The organism is Shewanella sp. MBTL60-007 (assembly GCF_019654915.1).
In the GTDB taxonomy this organism is placed as follows: domain Bacteria; phylum Pseudomonadota; class Gammaproteobacteria; order Enterobacterales; family Shewanellaceae; genus Shewanella.
Genome location: NZ_BPET01000046.1, coordinates 14306 through 29651 on the forward strand (window position 1 = coordinate 14306; position 15346 = coordinate 29651).

Annotated in this window: 10 protein-coding genes; 6 read left to right on the forward strand and 4 right to left on the reverse strand. The window is 44.5% G+C overall.

The annotated features are described in order from the left end of the window. Positions 1 to 44 precede the first annotated feature (44 nt). Positions 45 to 818 carry a sulfate transporter CysZ gene (gene cysZ, locus K5Q92_RS16780; protein WP_220770076.1) on the forward strand — a complete coding sequence of 258 codons (774 nt, stop codon included), beginning with the start codon at positions 45 to 47 and terminating at the stop codon, positions 816 to 818. 240 nt (positions 819 to 1058) lie between these two features. After that, a complete protein-coding gene (locus K5Q92_RS16785) occupies positions 1059 to 3395 on the forward strand; it encodes a carbohydrate binding family 9 domain-containing protein (protein WP_220770077.1) in 2337 nt (778 codons plus the stop codon). Positions 3396 to 3488: 93 nt separating this feature from the next. Here K5Q92_RS16785 and K5Q92_RS16790 read toward each other — a convergent pair whose 3' ends face one another. Beyond that, on the reverse strand, positions 3489 to 4736 hold the full coding sequence (locus tag K5Q92_RS16790) for a response regulator (RefSeq protein WP_220770078.1): 1248 nt from the start codon (positions 4734 to 4736) through the stop codon (positions 3489 to 3491). A gap of 190 nt (positions 4737 to 4926) precedes the next feature. Continuing rightward, positions 4927 to 6168, reverse strand: coding sequence for an RDD family protein (locus K5Q92_RS16795; RefSeq protein ID WP_220770079.1), 1242 nt, complete (start codon positions 6166 to 6168; stop codon positions 4927 to 4929). 237 nt (positions 6169 to 6405) lie between these two features. Between K5Q92_RS16795 and cysK the strand changes: the two genes are divergently transcribed. Beyond that, complete coding sequence (cysK, locus tag K5Q92_RS16800; protein ID WP_220770080.1) at positions 6406 to 7374, forward strand: cysteine synthase A; 969 nt, start codon at positions 6406 to 6408, stop codon at positions 7372 to 7374. 29 nt (positions 7375 to 7403) lie between these two features. Here the strand turns inward: cysK and K5Q92_RS16805 are convergent, their stop codons facing one another. Next, positions 7404 to 8081 (reverse strand): TetR/AcrR family transcriptional regulator, encoded by a 678-nt coding sequence (locus K5Q92_RS16805; RefSeq protein ID WP_220770081.1) that lies wholly within the window; start codon positions 8079 to 8081, stop codon positions 7404 to 7406. A gap of 172 nt (positions 8082 to 8253) precedes the next feature. On the opposite strand from K5Q92_RS16805, the gene K5Q92_RS16810 reads away from it, so the two are divergent. The 3 genes from K5Q92_RS16810 to K5Q92_RS16820 all read left to right on the forward strand — a co-directional run bounded on the left by K5Q92_RS16810 (position 8254) and on the right by K5Q92_RS16820 (position 13663). Continuing rightward, a complete protein-coding gene (locus K5Q92_RS16810; RefSeq protein ID WP_220770082.1) occupies positions 8254 to 9327 on the forward strand; it encodes a methyltransferase in 1074 nt (357 codons plus the stop codon). 112 nt (positions 9328 to 9439) lie between these two features. Further along, positions 9440 to 10435 (forward strand): TDT family transporter, encoded by a 996-nt coding sequence (locus K5Q92_RS16815; RefSeq protein WP_220770083.1) that lies wholly within the window; start codon positions 9440 to 9442, stop codon positions 10433 to 10435. Positions 10436 to 10939: 504 nt separating this feature from the next. Beyond that, positions 10940 to 13663, forward strand: a complete 2724-nt coding sequence (locus tag K5Q92_RS16820) for a TonB-dependent receptor (protein WP_220770084.1) — start codon at positions 10940 to 10942, stop codon at positions 13661 to 13663. A 74-nt stretch (positions 13664 to 13737) separates the two neighbouring features. Here the strand turns inward: K5Q92_RS16820 and yfcC are convergent, their stop codons facing one another. Continuing rightward, entirely contained in the window at positions 13738 to 15282 is a 1545-nt protein-coding gene (gene yfcC / locus K5Q92_RS16825; RefSeq protein WP_220770085.1) for a putative basic amino acid antiporter YfcC, read from the reverse strand. Positions 15283 to 15346: the final 64 nt, after the last annotated feature.

The window sequence follows — 15346 nt, forward strand, 5'->3', positions numbered from 1 at the left end:
TCACAATCGTACTAATGCGCAATTTTAATAACCTACATCTATCTATGAATAAAACCAAACAAGTACAAAAAAAAAGCGGCGTAAATTACTTCCTCGATGGCTTTAGCCTCATCAAACAACCAGGATTGAGAAGATTCGTCTTTATTCCGCTCTCAATCAACTTACTGCTGTTTTCGGGTCTTATCTATTTTGCCATTGGCCAACTTGAAAACGTGTTTGCCTGGCTATCGACGCAGCTCCCGGATTATTTAAGCTGGCTTAACTTCATCCTATGGCCTCTGGCTGTCCTTACGCTACTGGTTGTGCTGTCTTTTATCTTTAGCTCCGTCATGAACTGGCTCGCCGCCCCCTTTAACGGTTTGCTTGCCGAAAAGGTTGAACAACAACTCACAGGCAAGCCGCTTAACACCGGTGGCGGTATCGACCTGATAAAGGATCTACCACGGATCATGGGCCGAGAATGGATGAAGCTGAAATACTACCTGCCAAGAGCCATCGTTTTTTTACTGCTGTTTTGGATCCCCTTTGTCGGGCAGACCATAGCACCAGTATTATGGTTTCTATTCAGTGCTTGGATGATGGCGATTCAGTACTGCGATTATCCATTTGATAACCACAAAGTCCCGTTTCAAGACATGAAGTTTGCCCTCAATCAAACCAAGGGCAGTAGCTTTAGTTTTGGTGCCTCGGTCACCTTGTTCTCAATGATCCCAATTTTGAACTTCGTGGTAATGCCGGTAGCGATTTGCGGTGCAACCGCCATGTGGGTCGATAAGTATCGCAGCGCCTATAAGAATGATGTCATAGCGCCTGACTAAATCTAGCTATCATCTGATTACTACTAAAAAGCCATGTCTCGACATGGCTTTTTTGTTAACGCTATAACACCCACCCAGCTTCTCTGACCATGCTTGTTTAGCGTCAAACTGCCTACTACAAGACAAGGGCAAGGCGGCAAGACAAGCTTTGTAACAATATCCTGCAACTTTTGCTGTCCAATTCGAGGGCTAAATCTGGCACAATCTCAATAAATAACAGTGCAGTAACAATTATAACAAATGACAAAAAAAAGCTTTTTACCCTTAGCACTTCTCTTAAGTGCCTTTACCTCGACTCCTAGCCAAGCAGGATTGTCATCGCAATTCAATATTCAGATCCCAACACTTGAAGCCGCTATTGAAATTGATGGCGAATTTGATGAGCCCCAGTGGCAACAAGCTGCGATTGCGAACCTTAAATTTGAGACTCGACCAGGTGAGAACATTGCCGCTCCGGTGCAAACTGAAGTTAGAGTCTACGCCACCCAATCTAGTCTATTTTTAGCCTTTAGCGCACAAGATCCTGCTCCTGAGCAGATCCGCGCGAACTTAAGTGACAGAGACAGTGTTTGGGGCGATGACCTTGTTGGGATAAAGCTCGATACCTTTAATGATGCTAGATTAGCCTATCAATTCTTCGTCAATGCCTATGGCGTACAAATGGACTCAATCGAGAATGAGTTAACAGGCAGCGAAAGTGATGCTTGGGATGGGATCTGGTACAGCGCAGCCAAGCGCACCGAGTCGGGCTACCAAGTCGAGATAGAATTGCCCTTTAGGCTGTTAAACTTTGATAACAATGCCGAACAAAAATGGGGGGTTGAGTTTATCCGTTTCTACCCTCGAAACGAAGAGCACCGCATCTCTAGCCATCAAATCGATAGAAACAACAACTGCCAACTCTGTCAGTTAGGTATCGCCACTGGACTTGCCAATATCGAGCAAGGGAGCGACTTACAAATTACCCCATCTGTTGTGCTTAATCGCAATAGCAAGCGCCCCCATCAAGAAAACAGTGACTGGAATAGTGAAAATAAGATCGAGCCTAGCTTAGACCTGCGTTGGGGGATCACCCCTAGTACTCTGCTTAGTGCCACGATTAACCCCGATTTCTCGCAGGTGGAAGCCGATGCTGGACAGCTGGATATTAATAGTACCTTTGCCCTCTTCTACCCGGAGAAACGGGCGTTTTTCCTAGACAATAAGGATTATTTCGATACCCAGCTTAACTTACTGCACACGCGCAATATTGGCGCACCTGATTACGGACTAAAACTGACCAGCAAAGTGGGTGACCACACTTTCGCGACATTAATAACCGATGACACCAGTACCAACTTTCTAGTACCGGGCAATTTAAGCTCAGATATAGCCAGCATAGATAAGAAAAGCCAAAACTTCGCAGGCCGCTATCGCTTAGATCTTGGCAAACCATTATCCATTGGGGCGTTAGTCACCGCAAAGAAGAGCGATGACTACCATAACTACGTCACCAGTCTCGATGCCAAATACCAGCCAACCGAGCACGATACATTCACGGCGCAATATGTGTTATCTAACACTGAGTACCCAGTTGACCTTTATAGATCTTTTTGTAGTACTGAGGATTGTTTACCGCAAAATAACTGTGACCTTTCTGAGTGCGGGATAAACGAGCGTGTACTGCGTACCAAGAAGCAAGGAGACTTTAGTGATGACATGTATCTAGTGAAATATCAAAGGGAAACCAGAAGCTGGGATCTCTTTGCTCAATACCAATCAATTGGTGAAGACTTTCGAGCCGATTTGGGCTTTATCGAAAGAGTCGATTTTAGCAAATTTGTCACTGGCGGCGGTTATACTTGGTATCCACAGCAGGGGTTCTTCAACCAAGTAGAACTGCGTGGCGATTGGGATATTAGCCATAATCAGGCAGGTGAAAAGCTTGAGCAAGAAATCGAGGCCAAAATGGAGCTCCAAGGCCAATGGCAAAGCTATACCGCCTTTGGTGTGGTAAACCGTGATCGAGTTGGACGTCGCCATAATGGTGCGTCACTAGCGATTGATGGTAACACCCAGATGTTCAACGAGACCATGGGCTGGCTCTACTCTAATATAAAACCTACCCGTACACTGTTTCTAGAGTTAGATATCAACTACGGCGATGATATCGATTTTGCCAACGACCAATTAGGCACTAAGGTGATGTTTAATCCAGGTATAAATTGGAAAGTCACTGACGCAATAGAGTTCGAATTGTCTCATGTTTATCGCACTATGGATGTGGATGATGGACGTCTGTTTACAGCTAACTTAAGCGATCTGCGTCTTAGCTGGTATATCGATATTCACAACTTTATTCGCATATCGAGTGTCTACACCGATATCGAACGCGATGCCAGTTTGTATCAGTACAGTAAGCCAAATGAGCACTATCAACAGCTAGGTAATGAGATCCTCTACGGCTATAAACTCAACCCTCAGAGCGTATTCTATCTAGGCTACTCCGATGGTATAAAGGCCGATGACACCATAGACTCGCTCATGAAAACCGAAGAAAGCTACTTTATGAAGGTCAGCTACGCTTGGCTACTTTAGTGGCTTATCAGGGGAAGTCAGAGAATTGATACTGAGAGATAAAGACCAGCCTTTTGGCTGATTTTTATCTCTGTTATCTGATAGGAAACCAAGTTAACCCTCTACGATACAGACTAAGTTACGTCCGCCCTCCTTCGCTTCATACAAGCCCTGATCCGCTCGATTTAATAGATCATCGACTGTTTCATCATGGTTAAACTCGGCAACCCCTGTGCTCACGCTGATGTTTAACAGCCCCTTTGAGGTCTCAAAAGGGGTTGATTCTAGCTGTATCCTGAACCGATCTAAAAGCACGTAAGCCTTATCAACATTAAGGCCCCTAAACCCGACCACAAACTCTTCGCCACCAATGCGCGCAACCGTGAAGTGGGCAGAGAATGATTGTTGCAATCTGTTAGCAAACTCAATCAGAACCTCATCCCCCACATCATGGCCGTAGGTATCGTTAACCTTCTTAAAAAAATCGATATCCAGCAGTGCCACTGACAGTGAGCCTTGTTTTTGAGCGAGTGCAGTCAGTTTTTCTTCATATAAGTTAAAGAAATAACGTCGATTATAGACATTAGTTAGATAATCTAGATTGGCCTGCTCCCAAAGCCGTATCACCATATCCAGCGCATCGAGAGTGTTCAACACTCGGCAGTGAAACTCTTCATGAACAAAAGGCTTCTGCAGGAAATCGTTAGCCCCATTTTTGATAAAGCGTGCTGAAAGGCTTTCATCGCTGTCACTAGACAAACCAATAATCGCCAACTCTTCACGACTGAGCTGTTCACGAACTTTGATGATCAGCTCAAATCCATCGAGTCCGGGCATATTATAATCTGTGATCAATAACTTAATATCGGGGTTATCATTCAGGGTGTCTAACGCGGAAATACCATCATCAGCCTCGATCACTTGAAACAGATGCTGCTCCAGTAAACTACGGATAAATTTACGGCTCACCAGAGAGTCATCGGCGACTAACACTTTCACGCTTTGATTGCGGCGCAAACGCTTAACCAGCTTGGCGGTATATTCATAGCTAAAACGGTTTTCTTTAAACACGTAATCGACGATCCCAAGCTGCAGCAGACGCTCACGCTGCTCAGCATCCCAGCTCCCTGTCAGTACGATGCAGGGGATCTGTTTTGCCAGTACAAACTTAACTATCTCTCCTTCTTGGGCATCGGGTAAGTTTAAGTCTGTGATTGCTACAAAATATTCATTTTGCGCCAACAGCACCTTTGCGCTTGCCATATCCGGTGCGACATCCACCTCACAACGGAGTTCTTGGGTAAGCAGATGCCGCATCACCCTTGATACCATTTGACTATCTTCAACCACTAAAATTCGCAACCAGCTCTCCTTTCACCTACTCCTTTTATACTCAGTTAACGAGCTTTATATTAGGCTCTAAATCAGTTAACTATTCGTAATTAAAAGGGAAACATAACCCTGTCCCATAATCAGCCTATGCGCTTTTTATGCTGATTGGTTTAATACCGCGAAGCTTAACGCCTGTTAAGATAAAACGGTAGCACAAATGTCAAATAGTTGACCCATTATCGATGGCTAGTTGATTGGATTTGTTATCGATTGGTGCATGTTCTAACGCAACTTCATGGCGTGTTTTACGCACATCGATCACTACAGTTGCGGAAATTTTATCTTGTATTGCCTGTCTATTGGCATCCCAGTAAATCTGAAAGAAACCTAATAAACCAGTGGTAAAGCCTGCCGCATAACCACCGTAGCGGCCAAAAGCATCCCATAGGGAAATTTTGGTGCCATCAAGCTGAATAACACGGATCCCAAATAACTTTTTACCTAAAGTTTGGCCATCAAACCACGCAGTAAATACCGTAAAATAGAAGGCAGCCCAGCCAAAACCTAAGCCAAGATCATTGAGTAAACCATTTATCCATGCCAACGGACTACTGCTCTCATCACTATTTTTACTGATCTCTCTAACCCGCTGCTCGTGGGCTGCACTTTGCTCTTTCGCCTGCTGCTCTAATTTAGCCGCAATAGTTTCAAGTTCTTGTATCCGCGTTTCTAATTCAGAGACAACCGAGCCCCCACTTGAACTTAATTCGGTGACACCGTTTTTGCCTACGGTTTGGTCGTTGAGTTCTGCTTTGCTGTTCGCAATGGCAACGGGGGGCTCTTCACTAACACCCACCTCAGTATAGGACTCATGTAGTTGCTGCTTTTCAGCCATAGTTAATGGCAGATCAATAACGAGATCATTAATAATATTACTCTGCGCTTCAGTATTCAGGCTGGTGTTGGCTAACGCACTCTTCACCTCGGCAATACTCTTTTGCGCACAGGCAAAATCTTCACATTGGCTGGCAACAATCACAGCTGGGATGTAACCGGCCATTTCTGTCAATGTTGCTAAGCCGCCTTGACTATTTTCAGGTAAGACTATGTTGTTAGAATCCAAATCACTGTCTTGAGGTGCCTTAACTGTCACATCGCTAAAATAGCCGACCAGCGATGAGAGCAACACAACTAGCATCAATAGATATAAGCCCCACTTAAACGCCTTCCCCACAGCTTTACTCTGCTTCTGCACCAGCAGCGTTCCTAATACCAACAAGATAAAGAGCCAACCCGCACTTTCAGCTAGAACAGCAACCAATAGGCCATCAATCAACATCGATAGGCCTCTTTTTAATGGGCTGGCTAATGGTAGATACAAAATATTAGGCGCGACATCGAAAGCAAAAGGCGTAACCCAAGTCTTGGGATCATCCTGTTTAGTTATCTGCTGCTGGCTCATCAAGCGTCCTCATAAACCGTGGAAATGACAGGCTTATCCTCATATCGCTGAAGTAAAACTGACAAAACCATTCAAAATAACAACATGTTAACATGTCATTTCAGCAGCAAAACCGCTCTTTATGAATAACAGCAAACGCTTTAATAACCAAAAGGAATAAAGAAGAACAAACTATCACTTCTATTGCGACAAAAGCCTATTATGATTTAGCTGTGCATATAAAGGAGCAAGCAAGCCATGAGCAAAATTTTTGAAGATAATTCACAAACAATCGGTAACACCCCTCTTGTCCGCCTAAACCGTGTAAGCAATGGTCGAGTACTTGCCAAAGTTGAAGCTCGTAACCCAAGCTTTAGCGTGAAATGCCGAATCGGTGCCAATATGATTTGGGATGCTGAGAAAAAAGGCCTTCTAACACAAGAGCAGGAGCTTATCGAGCCAACATCGGGTAACACAGGTATCGCTCTGGCTTATGTTGCAGCCGCTCGTGGTTATAAATTAACCCTGACTATGCCAAATACCATGAGTTTAGAGCGTAGAAAACTACTCAAAGCCCTTGGTGCTAACTTGGTTCTTACCGAAGGTGCTAAAGGCATGAAGGGCGCAATTGACAAGGCTGAAGAGATCAGACTATCAAACCCTGAAAAGTATGTATTGTTACAGCAGTTCAATAACCCTGCGAATCCAGAAATCCATGAAAAGACCACAGGTCCTGAAATTTGGAACGATACCGATGGCGAGGTTGACGTAGTGGTTGCTGGTGTGGGTACTGGTGGCACGATTACCGGTGTTAGCCGTTATATTAAAAACACTCAAGGTAAGGCTATTACTTCTGTCGCAGTTGAGCCAACGGACTCGCCCGTTATCGCGCAAACACTCGCGGGTCAAACGGTACAACCGGGGCCTCACAAAATCCAAGGTATTGGCGCAGGTTTTATTCCTGGCAACTTAGACCTTACTCTTATCGACCGTGTCGAGGCGGTAACCAATGAAGAGTCCATTGAGATGGCTCAACGTTTAATGAAAGAGGAAGGTATTTTAGTCGGTATTTCATCGGGCGCAGCCGTTGTAGCTGCTAACCGCATTGCCGCACTGCCTGAATTTGAAGGTAAAAACATCGTGGTTATTTTGCCATCGGCGGCAGAACGTTACCTTTCATCAGTACTGTTCCAAGGCCAATTTAGCGACGCTGAAAACGTTCAATAACCGAACCGGCCCAATAAAAAAACCAAGCTTTAGCTTGGTTTTTTTATTGCCATCACGATATGGCTAACGGTCGAACCAACTATCAGCAACATCTGCTGTTCATCACACTCCCCCCGAAGAAGGTACTGATACTCTAGAAGTTTAATGATGGCTAACACCTGATGGGCATCTTCATTGGCCGTCGTTGAGCCCATTCCCGCAAAGAACTGCTTGATACTCACTAGAAAGGTTTCATCTAGTACACTAATCGCGGCCGCTAACTGTGGGTTACGCAAGGCTTCTTCATGAAATGCCATCTCGAGCACTCTATCGTCTCGGTGAGCTAACTGCTCTTTAATATGCTCACAGATAAACAGGCTCAAATTCTCAACAATAAAGCTTTTCATCTGTGGCTCATCGGCTGTCTCTTGCTCTAACCTTACACTCTCGACCAAAGCATAACTCTTCTGCTCCAATATCTTATTCATCCACAGCGTTTTCTCGGCAAAATAAGTTAGTGAGTCACTAATCAGGTCTTTAATATCATCGAAGTAATAGGTCGTTGATGACAAGGGTACATTGGCTTCTGTTGCGACGGCACGATGTCGAACGCCGCGGATCCCCTCTTTAACGATTAAGCGTAAAGTTGCTTCTAATATTTCAATACGCCGTGCTTGACCATCGCTACGATTTGATTGACGGCCCACATAGGTCAAAGGTACAAGCATATCTGCTCCCTATAGACTAATAAATATGCTGGTTAAACAGACAAAACCACTTTACATTGGTTCAAATGCGCACTTAACCCTATGAATTAGGATCAAGCTCAAACAATTAACAAACTGTAACATGTAAAATTTCGCTCCACTAATACTCTCGAAGCTTATCTTGGTTTAACTTATGTCTTTTTATCGTTCCCCGCTTTCTATCAGTGCCTTCAATGCTAAATTTGAAGCACAAAAAATCGCTTTTGCTCCCATTAGTTTTCAGGTTGCACGCTGCCTTTTAAAGTTTAACTTACTGCAACTCATCTCCGACAGCGGCAACAACGGAAGCAGTCTTAAGCAGTTAGCACAACAAACAACACTGTCCGAATATGCCGTAGGTGTATTAGTCGATATGGGACTGAGCATGGGGCTGTTATATCTAAATGATGAAAACTATGTGCTCGATAAAATCGGCCATTTCTTGCTGCATGATGATATGGCAAAGACCAACCTCAACTTCACCCACGATGTCTGCTATCAAGGCCTATTTGAATTAGAGGCTTCACTTATCGAAGGCAAACCCAAAGGTTTGGCCTCATTAGGCGATTGGCAAACAATCTATCCCGGTTTAAGTCAACTACCTGAAGAAATTAAGAAAAGTTGGTTTGAGTTCGATCACTACTACTCAGATCATGCGTTTGAGTCTTTACTCCCACTGATTTTTCAAGCTAAGCCTAAGCATATCGTCGACGTGGGTGGCAATACTGGTAAATGGGCATTAGCCTGTACAGGCTTCGACAATCAAGTCAAAGTCACGATTATGGATCTGCCAGGACAACTACAAGTCGCGATGGAAAACGCTAAGGCAGCGGGTGTATCAGCACGAATCAGCCCTTTCGTTACCGATCTGCTCGATGAGAGCAAACCATTTTGTAAGCATGGCGACCTGTATTGGATGAGCCAGTTTTTAGACTGCTTCTCTGAAACAGAGATCCTTAGCATCTTAAAGCGGGCAGCGTCAGTAATGACCCCTAACAGCGAACTGTGCATCCTAGAGACCTTCTGGGATCGACAGCCTTTCGAAGCTGGTGCTTATTGCGTAAATGCCACTTCGCTGTATTTCACCGCTATTGCCAACGGTAATAGCCGCATGTATCACAGTAAAACCCTGCTAAAACTGATCAGCCAAGCAGGCCTGTTTGTCGATGAAGACATAGACAACATAGGTCTTGGGCATACTTTGCTGCGTTGCAAACTCAAACCTTAATGGTAACTTAAGCAGTAAAAAAAACTTAACCAAAGATTAAGTTTAGTTCAGTTTAATTTATTGCGAGTTCATTCTAAACTCATGCCATAAAAACTGGATTTAGGATAATGTAATGACCACCACAAACAACAAACTCAGGCACAGAGTATCACGCCTCCCTAGCCCTATGGCGGGGCTAGCATTAGCTATTGCCAGCTTAGGTTGGGCATGGGAGAGTATGTTACCGAATATGGATGGTCAGGGACAATTGGTCGGCGCATCCATTGCAGCTGTTCTTTTGCTTATGTTAGTCGCTAAATTTGTACTTCATCCACAGGTACTTATTGAAGAACTCACCCACCCTGTCGTTGGCAGTGTGATCCCAACTTTTGCAATGGGGTTAATGGTGGTATCAGCGTCTTTAGGAAAGTTCAATCACGCTGTAGGGGTTGGACTTTGGCTGCTAGCTATCGCTATCCATATTGTATTTCTAGCTATGTTTGTCTACTACCGCGCCATCGACTTTAAGCTCGAGCATATGGTGCCTAGTTGGTTCGTTCCACCCATTGGGATCATTGTCGCGGCAGTGTCTTTCCCTCATGGTTCTGAAATGCAATATCAATGGCTAGCTAATGCAATTCTCACTTTTGGAATAACCAGTTATCTGGTGATGCTGCCAATAATGCTCTACCGTTTGATTTTCTGCGCACCTATTGCCGATGCCGCAAAGCCCACAATTGCGATTTTAGCAGCACCAGCCAGTCTTTCATTAGCAGGTTACTTAACAATATCCACTGATCCATCACTCATTGTTGTTGGTGCTTTACTCACACTTGCACTACTGATGACAAGTGTTATTTATCTCGCTTTCTTTCATTTACTCAGACTACCCTTTTCACCAGGCTATGCGGCTTTCACCTTTCCCATGGTTATCGGCGCAACGGCACTATTTAAAACAGTACATTGGCTGACAGCGACATACGGCTCAAGTGTGCTTTCCTTTGACTTACTTATCACCGCTAAAGTTGAGTTAATTGTGGCAACCTTGGTGGTCACTTATGTTGCAACTCGATACTTACACCATTACAGGGCAAGTATCCTCAATAGCAGAAAGGTATTAAAAAGTTAATGGCTATTATGTACATCAATTTTTGTACAAACACTTGGTAAGAAATAGCCAACCTATTGGCAACATTCCTCAAATTAGATACCGCCCCCAGAGCCTTAAATGTGACAGATTTCACATTTAAGGTTTTTTATACAAGCTCACACTCTACAGAATACTCACCTGTACACACCAGTAAAAACAAACACAAACACCACACCACATTAAAAATATCGCAACACCACACGCTAGTAGCAAAAACACAAAAGCCACAACACCGAAACAACTATAACGAAGCAAGCACAATTAACCACTCAACGTTATAACTAGGATGCAATTCTGTTAACAAAAAGATGTTTTGCAATAAAACAGGCAAATAAAACACCTGTAAACAGCATGTTGCTCCAGTTATTGAGTTGTGCTTACATTCTGCCGAAGGACATCTTTTTACATACATTCGCAACACCTTAAGAAGACGTTACTTAACAAAAAACATAAAACAAATATAAGTTCCAAGGGAGTAATAATATGCAGTTTAACTCAAGATTGGCCAAAGCCGTGCGCTTTGCGTTAGCTACAGGCGCCGCATCTGCAGCGCTTAGCTCGCCAGTTGTTCTTGCAGCAGATGAAGAGAATGTTGAACGTATCCAAGTAACGGGTTCGCGTATACAACGCAGTGATATGGAAACTGCTACACCTGTTACCGTATTAAGTGCAGACGAAATGGCGAAACAGGGTTTCACTAACGTTCAAGATGCATTAGAAAGTCTAACCTCAACCACTGGTGCAATGACAACTCAGTCTGTACATGGTTTTACACCTGCAGCCTCTTCAATTAGCCTTCGCGGCGCTGGCGCAAACCGTACTCTTACCCTAATTAATGGTAAACGCCTAAACCAGTATCCAAAGCCAGCAGGCGGTACAGATAACTTCGTTGATACTGCAAACCTTCCTATGGAAGCTGTACAGCGTATTGAAATTCTACAATCTGGTGGTTCGGCAATTTACGGTGCCGATGCTGTGGGTGGTGTTATTAACATCATCTTGAAAAAAGATTTTGAAGGCGTGGCAATTAAATATCGTCATGGCGATACAACAAACGGCGGTGGTGCCAATGACCGCATAGCCCTATCTCTCGGAGCATCATCTGACAGAGGTAATGTATCGACCTTTATCGAATTCCAAGACAATGAATCTCTAAAAGCGACTGACAGAGAAAACTTTGGTCTTCACACCGACAATGTACCTCATAGCGACTTCTCAGGGTACAGCTCTTACGGTGCGAGAATTGCGGGTGTCACAGTCGATGGCGTAACACCTACTGGCCAACGCGTACTAACCGCTGAAGAATGTGAAGCAGGTGGCTTCCTATGGACAGGCAGTACTTGTGGCTTTGATCGCTCTGCTTGGCGTGACCTTCAACCTGAAAGCTCACGCTTTATCAGCTCGACTAATTTCAACTATGAGCTTAATGATGACACCAGTTTTGTAGGTCGTTTAGATTACTCAGAAGCAAAATCTGTCACTAACATCGAGCCGTCGGCATTCGATGACTATGACATTACTGTTGATGGCGACCAGCTAACCGTAAGTTACGGTAAAGAAGGCGATGACAACTATATGAGCAAGGTGTTTGCTGATAAGTCAACAGCGCTCAATGGTGACTTTGCCAACGCTGAAGACGGCTCATACTACTATGCTCGCCGTTTACACGAGCTAGGCAATCGTACGACTGAAACTAAAACCCGCAACTATTTCTTCACCGCAGGCCTTGAAGGTTTAATTGCCGACGAGTACAACTGGGACGCATCGGTTAACTACGGCCGTACTAGCGTCGATGTGTTTGGCGGCGGTAACGCAACGGTTGGCGGCATGTTTGACTACATCACCGCTGGCGAAAATGGTAACTCTCTACTCGAAAATATCTCGGCTGAAGATGCTGAAAAAACAGCGTACAGTTCATTTGAGCGAGCGCAGTCTACTCAGAAGAACGTACAGGCTAACATCACAGGCTCACTATTTGAGATGGATGCAGGCGATGCCATGTTCGCTTTTGGTGCTGAGTATACAATTCAAAGCTATGAGACAGATTCAGACTCAGAATCTAAAAATGGCAATATCTTAGGCAAAGGCGGTTCATCTGGTGCTGGTGAACGTAAAAACTGGGCAACTTATGCAGAAGTTAGCATTCCAGTACTTGATGACCTAACTATCGATGCGGCGCTTCGTTATGACCACTACGATAACTTTGGTGGCAATCTATCACCACAGATCGCGGTTGAATATCGCCCAGTGAGAGAATTACTCGTTCGTGGTTCTTGGAGTTCTGTATTCCGTGCACCAGACATGCACCGCGTATATGGCGACCCGACTAACGGCTTCAACACCGTTATTGACTTTAAACAGTGTCAGGCTATGGGCGGAACACCAGGTACTAAGTACCCAGATAATAAAACCTTAGATGAGATCTGTAATGAATTACATATCGATACCACTACAGGTTCAAACAAAGACCTAGAAGCAGAAACAGGCTACACAGCCAACCTAGGTGCTGTATGGGGCGGTGATGCATTCGATGCTTCATTCGATCTATGGGAGTGGAAACTTGACGACATGGTGAGCGATATCAGCGCTCAACAAGCGGCACGTGACTATGAACTCTATGAAGACATGATCACCCGTGATGACGATGGCACCATTACCCACATTAACGCTGTTGCACAGAACCTCGCCTATCAAAAAGTCCGCGGTTTAGACTTAACAGCGGGCTACACATGGGATCTCAACAAATTTGGTGAGTTAAAGCTTAACTTTAGCGGTACTTATATTCTCAACTCTGAGTACCAGCTAACCGAGACCGATCCTGTTGAAGATGATATCGACAACGGTGGCTTACCTCAGTACCGCGCGAACTTGATCATTGGTTACTTCATTGAGGACTTCGAAGCGACACTTGGCGCTTACCATACTGCGCGTATGCACGGTATTCAGTATAAGTCATTCAAAGAAGCTGCTATTGAAGCGGGTGAAGAGTTTATTGAAGAAGATCATGAAGTCGCATCACAGACTAAGTGGAACCTAACTGCAGGTTACACCATCTCTGACTCGATTAAAGTGAAAGCTGGTGTTATTAACCTCTTTGACGCGGGCCCGAACTTCGACCCAACTGCAACATCATGGCCTCACTACCCACGCAGCGTGTATAACGCACGTGGACGTGAGTGGTTTGTTGAAGGTGAAGTTAAGTTCTAAACCTTTATTGAGTTAATAAAAACGGCATCCTAGGATGCCGTTTTTTTTGTGAGTAAAACGCATTAATTCAGTGATTAACTAAAGCCCATATAGTGAGCACCAACCACGATTGCACTTGAAACTACAAACAGTACCAGCATAAAACGCCAAATAAACTTTAACCACTGGCCCCAATCAACGCGGCACACGCCCAATGTCGCCATTAATGATGCTGATGTAGGTACTAATATATTGGTAAAGCCATCTCCCAACTGAAAGGCTAACACTGCGACTTGACGAGTGACGCCGACAAGATCTGCAAGTGGTGCCATCAACGGCATGGTCAATGCGGCTTGACCTGAACCCGAGGTGACAAAGAAGTTAAATACGGACTGAAACAGGTACATAAACCAGGCAGACATTACACTAGGAAGCTGACCTATAAACTCCCCTGCCTTACTCAATATGGTATTGAGTACACTTGGCGTTGATGCATCACCACCACCTAGCAACAGCAAAATACCCGATGCACAGCCTACTAGCACAGCAGGCTCTAGCATTGTCGCTGCGCCCTGCTTAAAACTTACAGCAACGGTATTGATATTCATCTTATTAAGCTTAAAAACCACGCCAATAATGCCTACAACAATTCCCATAGTGAAGAACTGGCTTGCAATCTCAGGGATAAACCACGCTTTCGCTATCACTCCCCAAATGATCCATGCAACTGTTGCGAAGATAGTGAGTAATACCAAGATATCTCCGAGATTGAAGCGACTTTCGAGGTTGGATTCTTTTAGGTTGTCTCTAAAGTAGCTATCACTTTGATAACTAAAAGAGTGTGTTGGCAGCGCTTTCACTTTGGCCGCATAACGCATGGTGAAGATAAGACCCATCAGGGTAAAAGCAGACCACATTACAAAACGCATTCCAGAGCCCGATAACACAGGAACTCCTGCAATACCTTGGGCAATAGCCACGCTAAAAGGGTTCATCCAAGAAGAAGCGAAACCAATTTGCGTTGCCACGTAGGTTACCATCACAGTAGTAATGCCATCATAGCCTAAGCGGATCATCAAAGGGCAGATGATAATGGCAAACGCAATCGCCTCCTCCCCCATACCAAAAACCGCGCCACCCAGAGAAAAAAGAATGAAAATCACCGGGATAAACAACACTTCGTTACCGCGGGTGCGATCGATAAGCTTTAAAATTCCGTTATCTATGGTGCCCGTTGCCATCACAATCCCGAAGGCACCACCGATAACTAACATAAACATGATGACGCCAATGGCGCTGCCCCATTTAGAACCGGAAACCAAGCCTTCGAAGGCAAAGTTAAAGAAACCCGCCCCGCCGTGACCTTCAAATAATGCCACAGGCTTTAGGATCGGCTCGCCCTTCTCATCGACTTCATAGGTAAAGGAGTCAGGATCGATAACGCTACGACTCTTCTCTACACCATCAACGACGTAACTTACGTCTTCAGTTTGAAACGAGCCAATAGGCACAAAGTAAGTAAGAATTGCCGCAGCGATTGCGACGAAGAAGATAATGACCAGAGTATCGGGCATTTGCCAGGTTACTTTCTTAGTAACCGCCTGATTATCTAATGTATTAGAACAGCTAACAGGGTCCATTTTGCCACCATTTTATTATTATATGGCGGCAAATATAAACCAATGGCTAACGATTAGCTAGCCA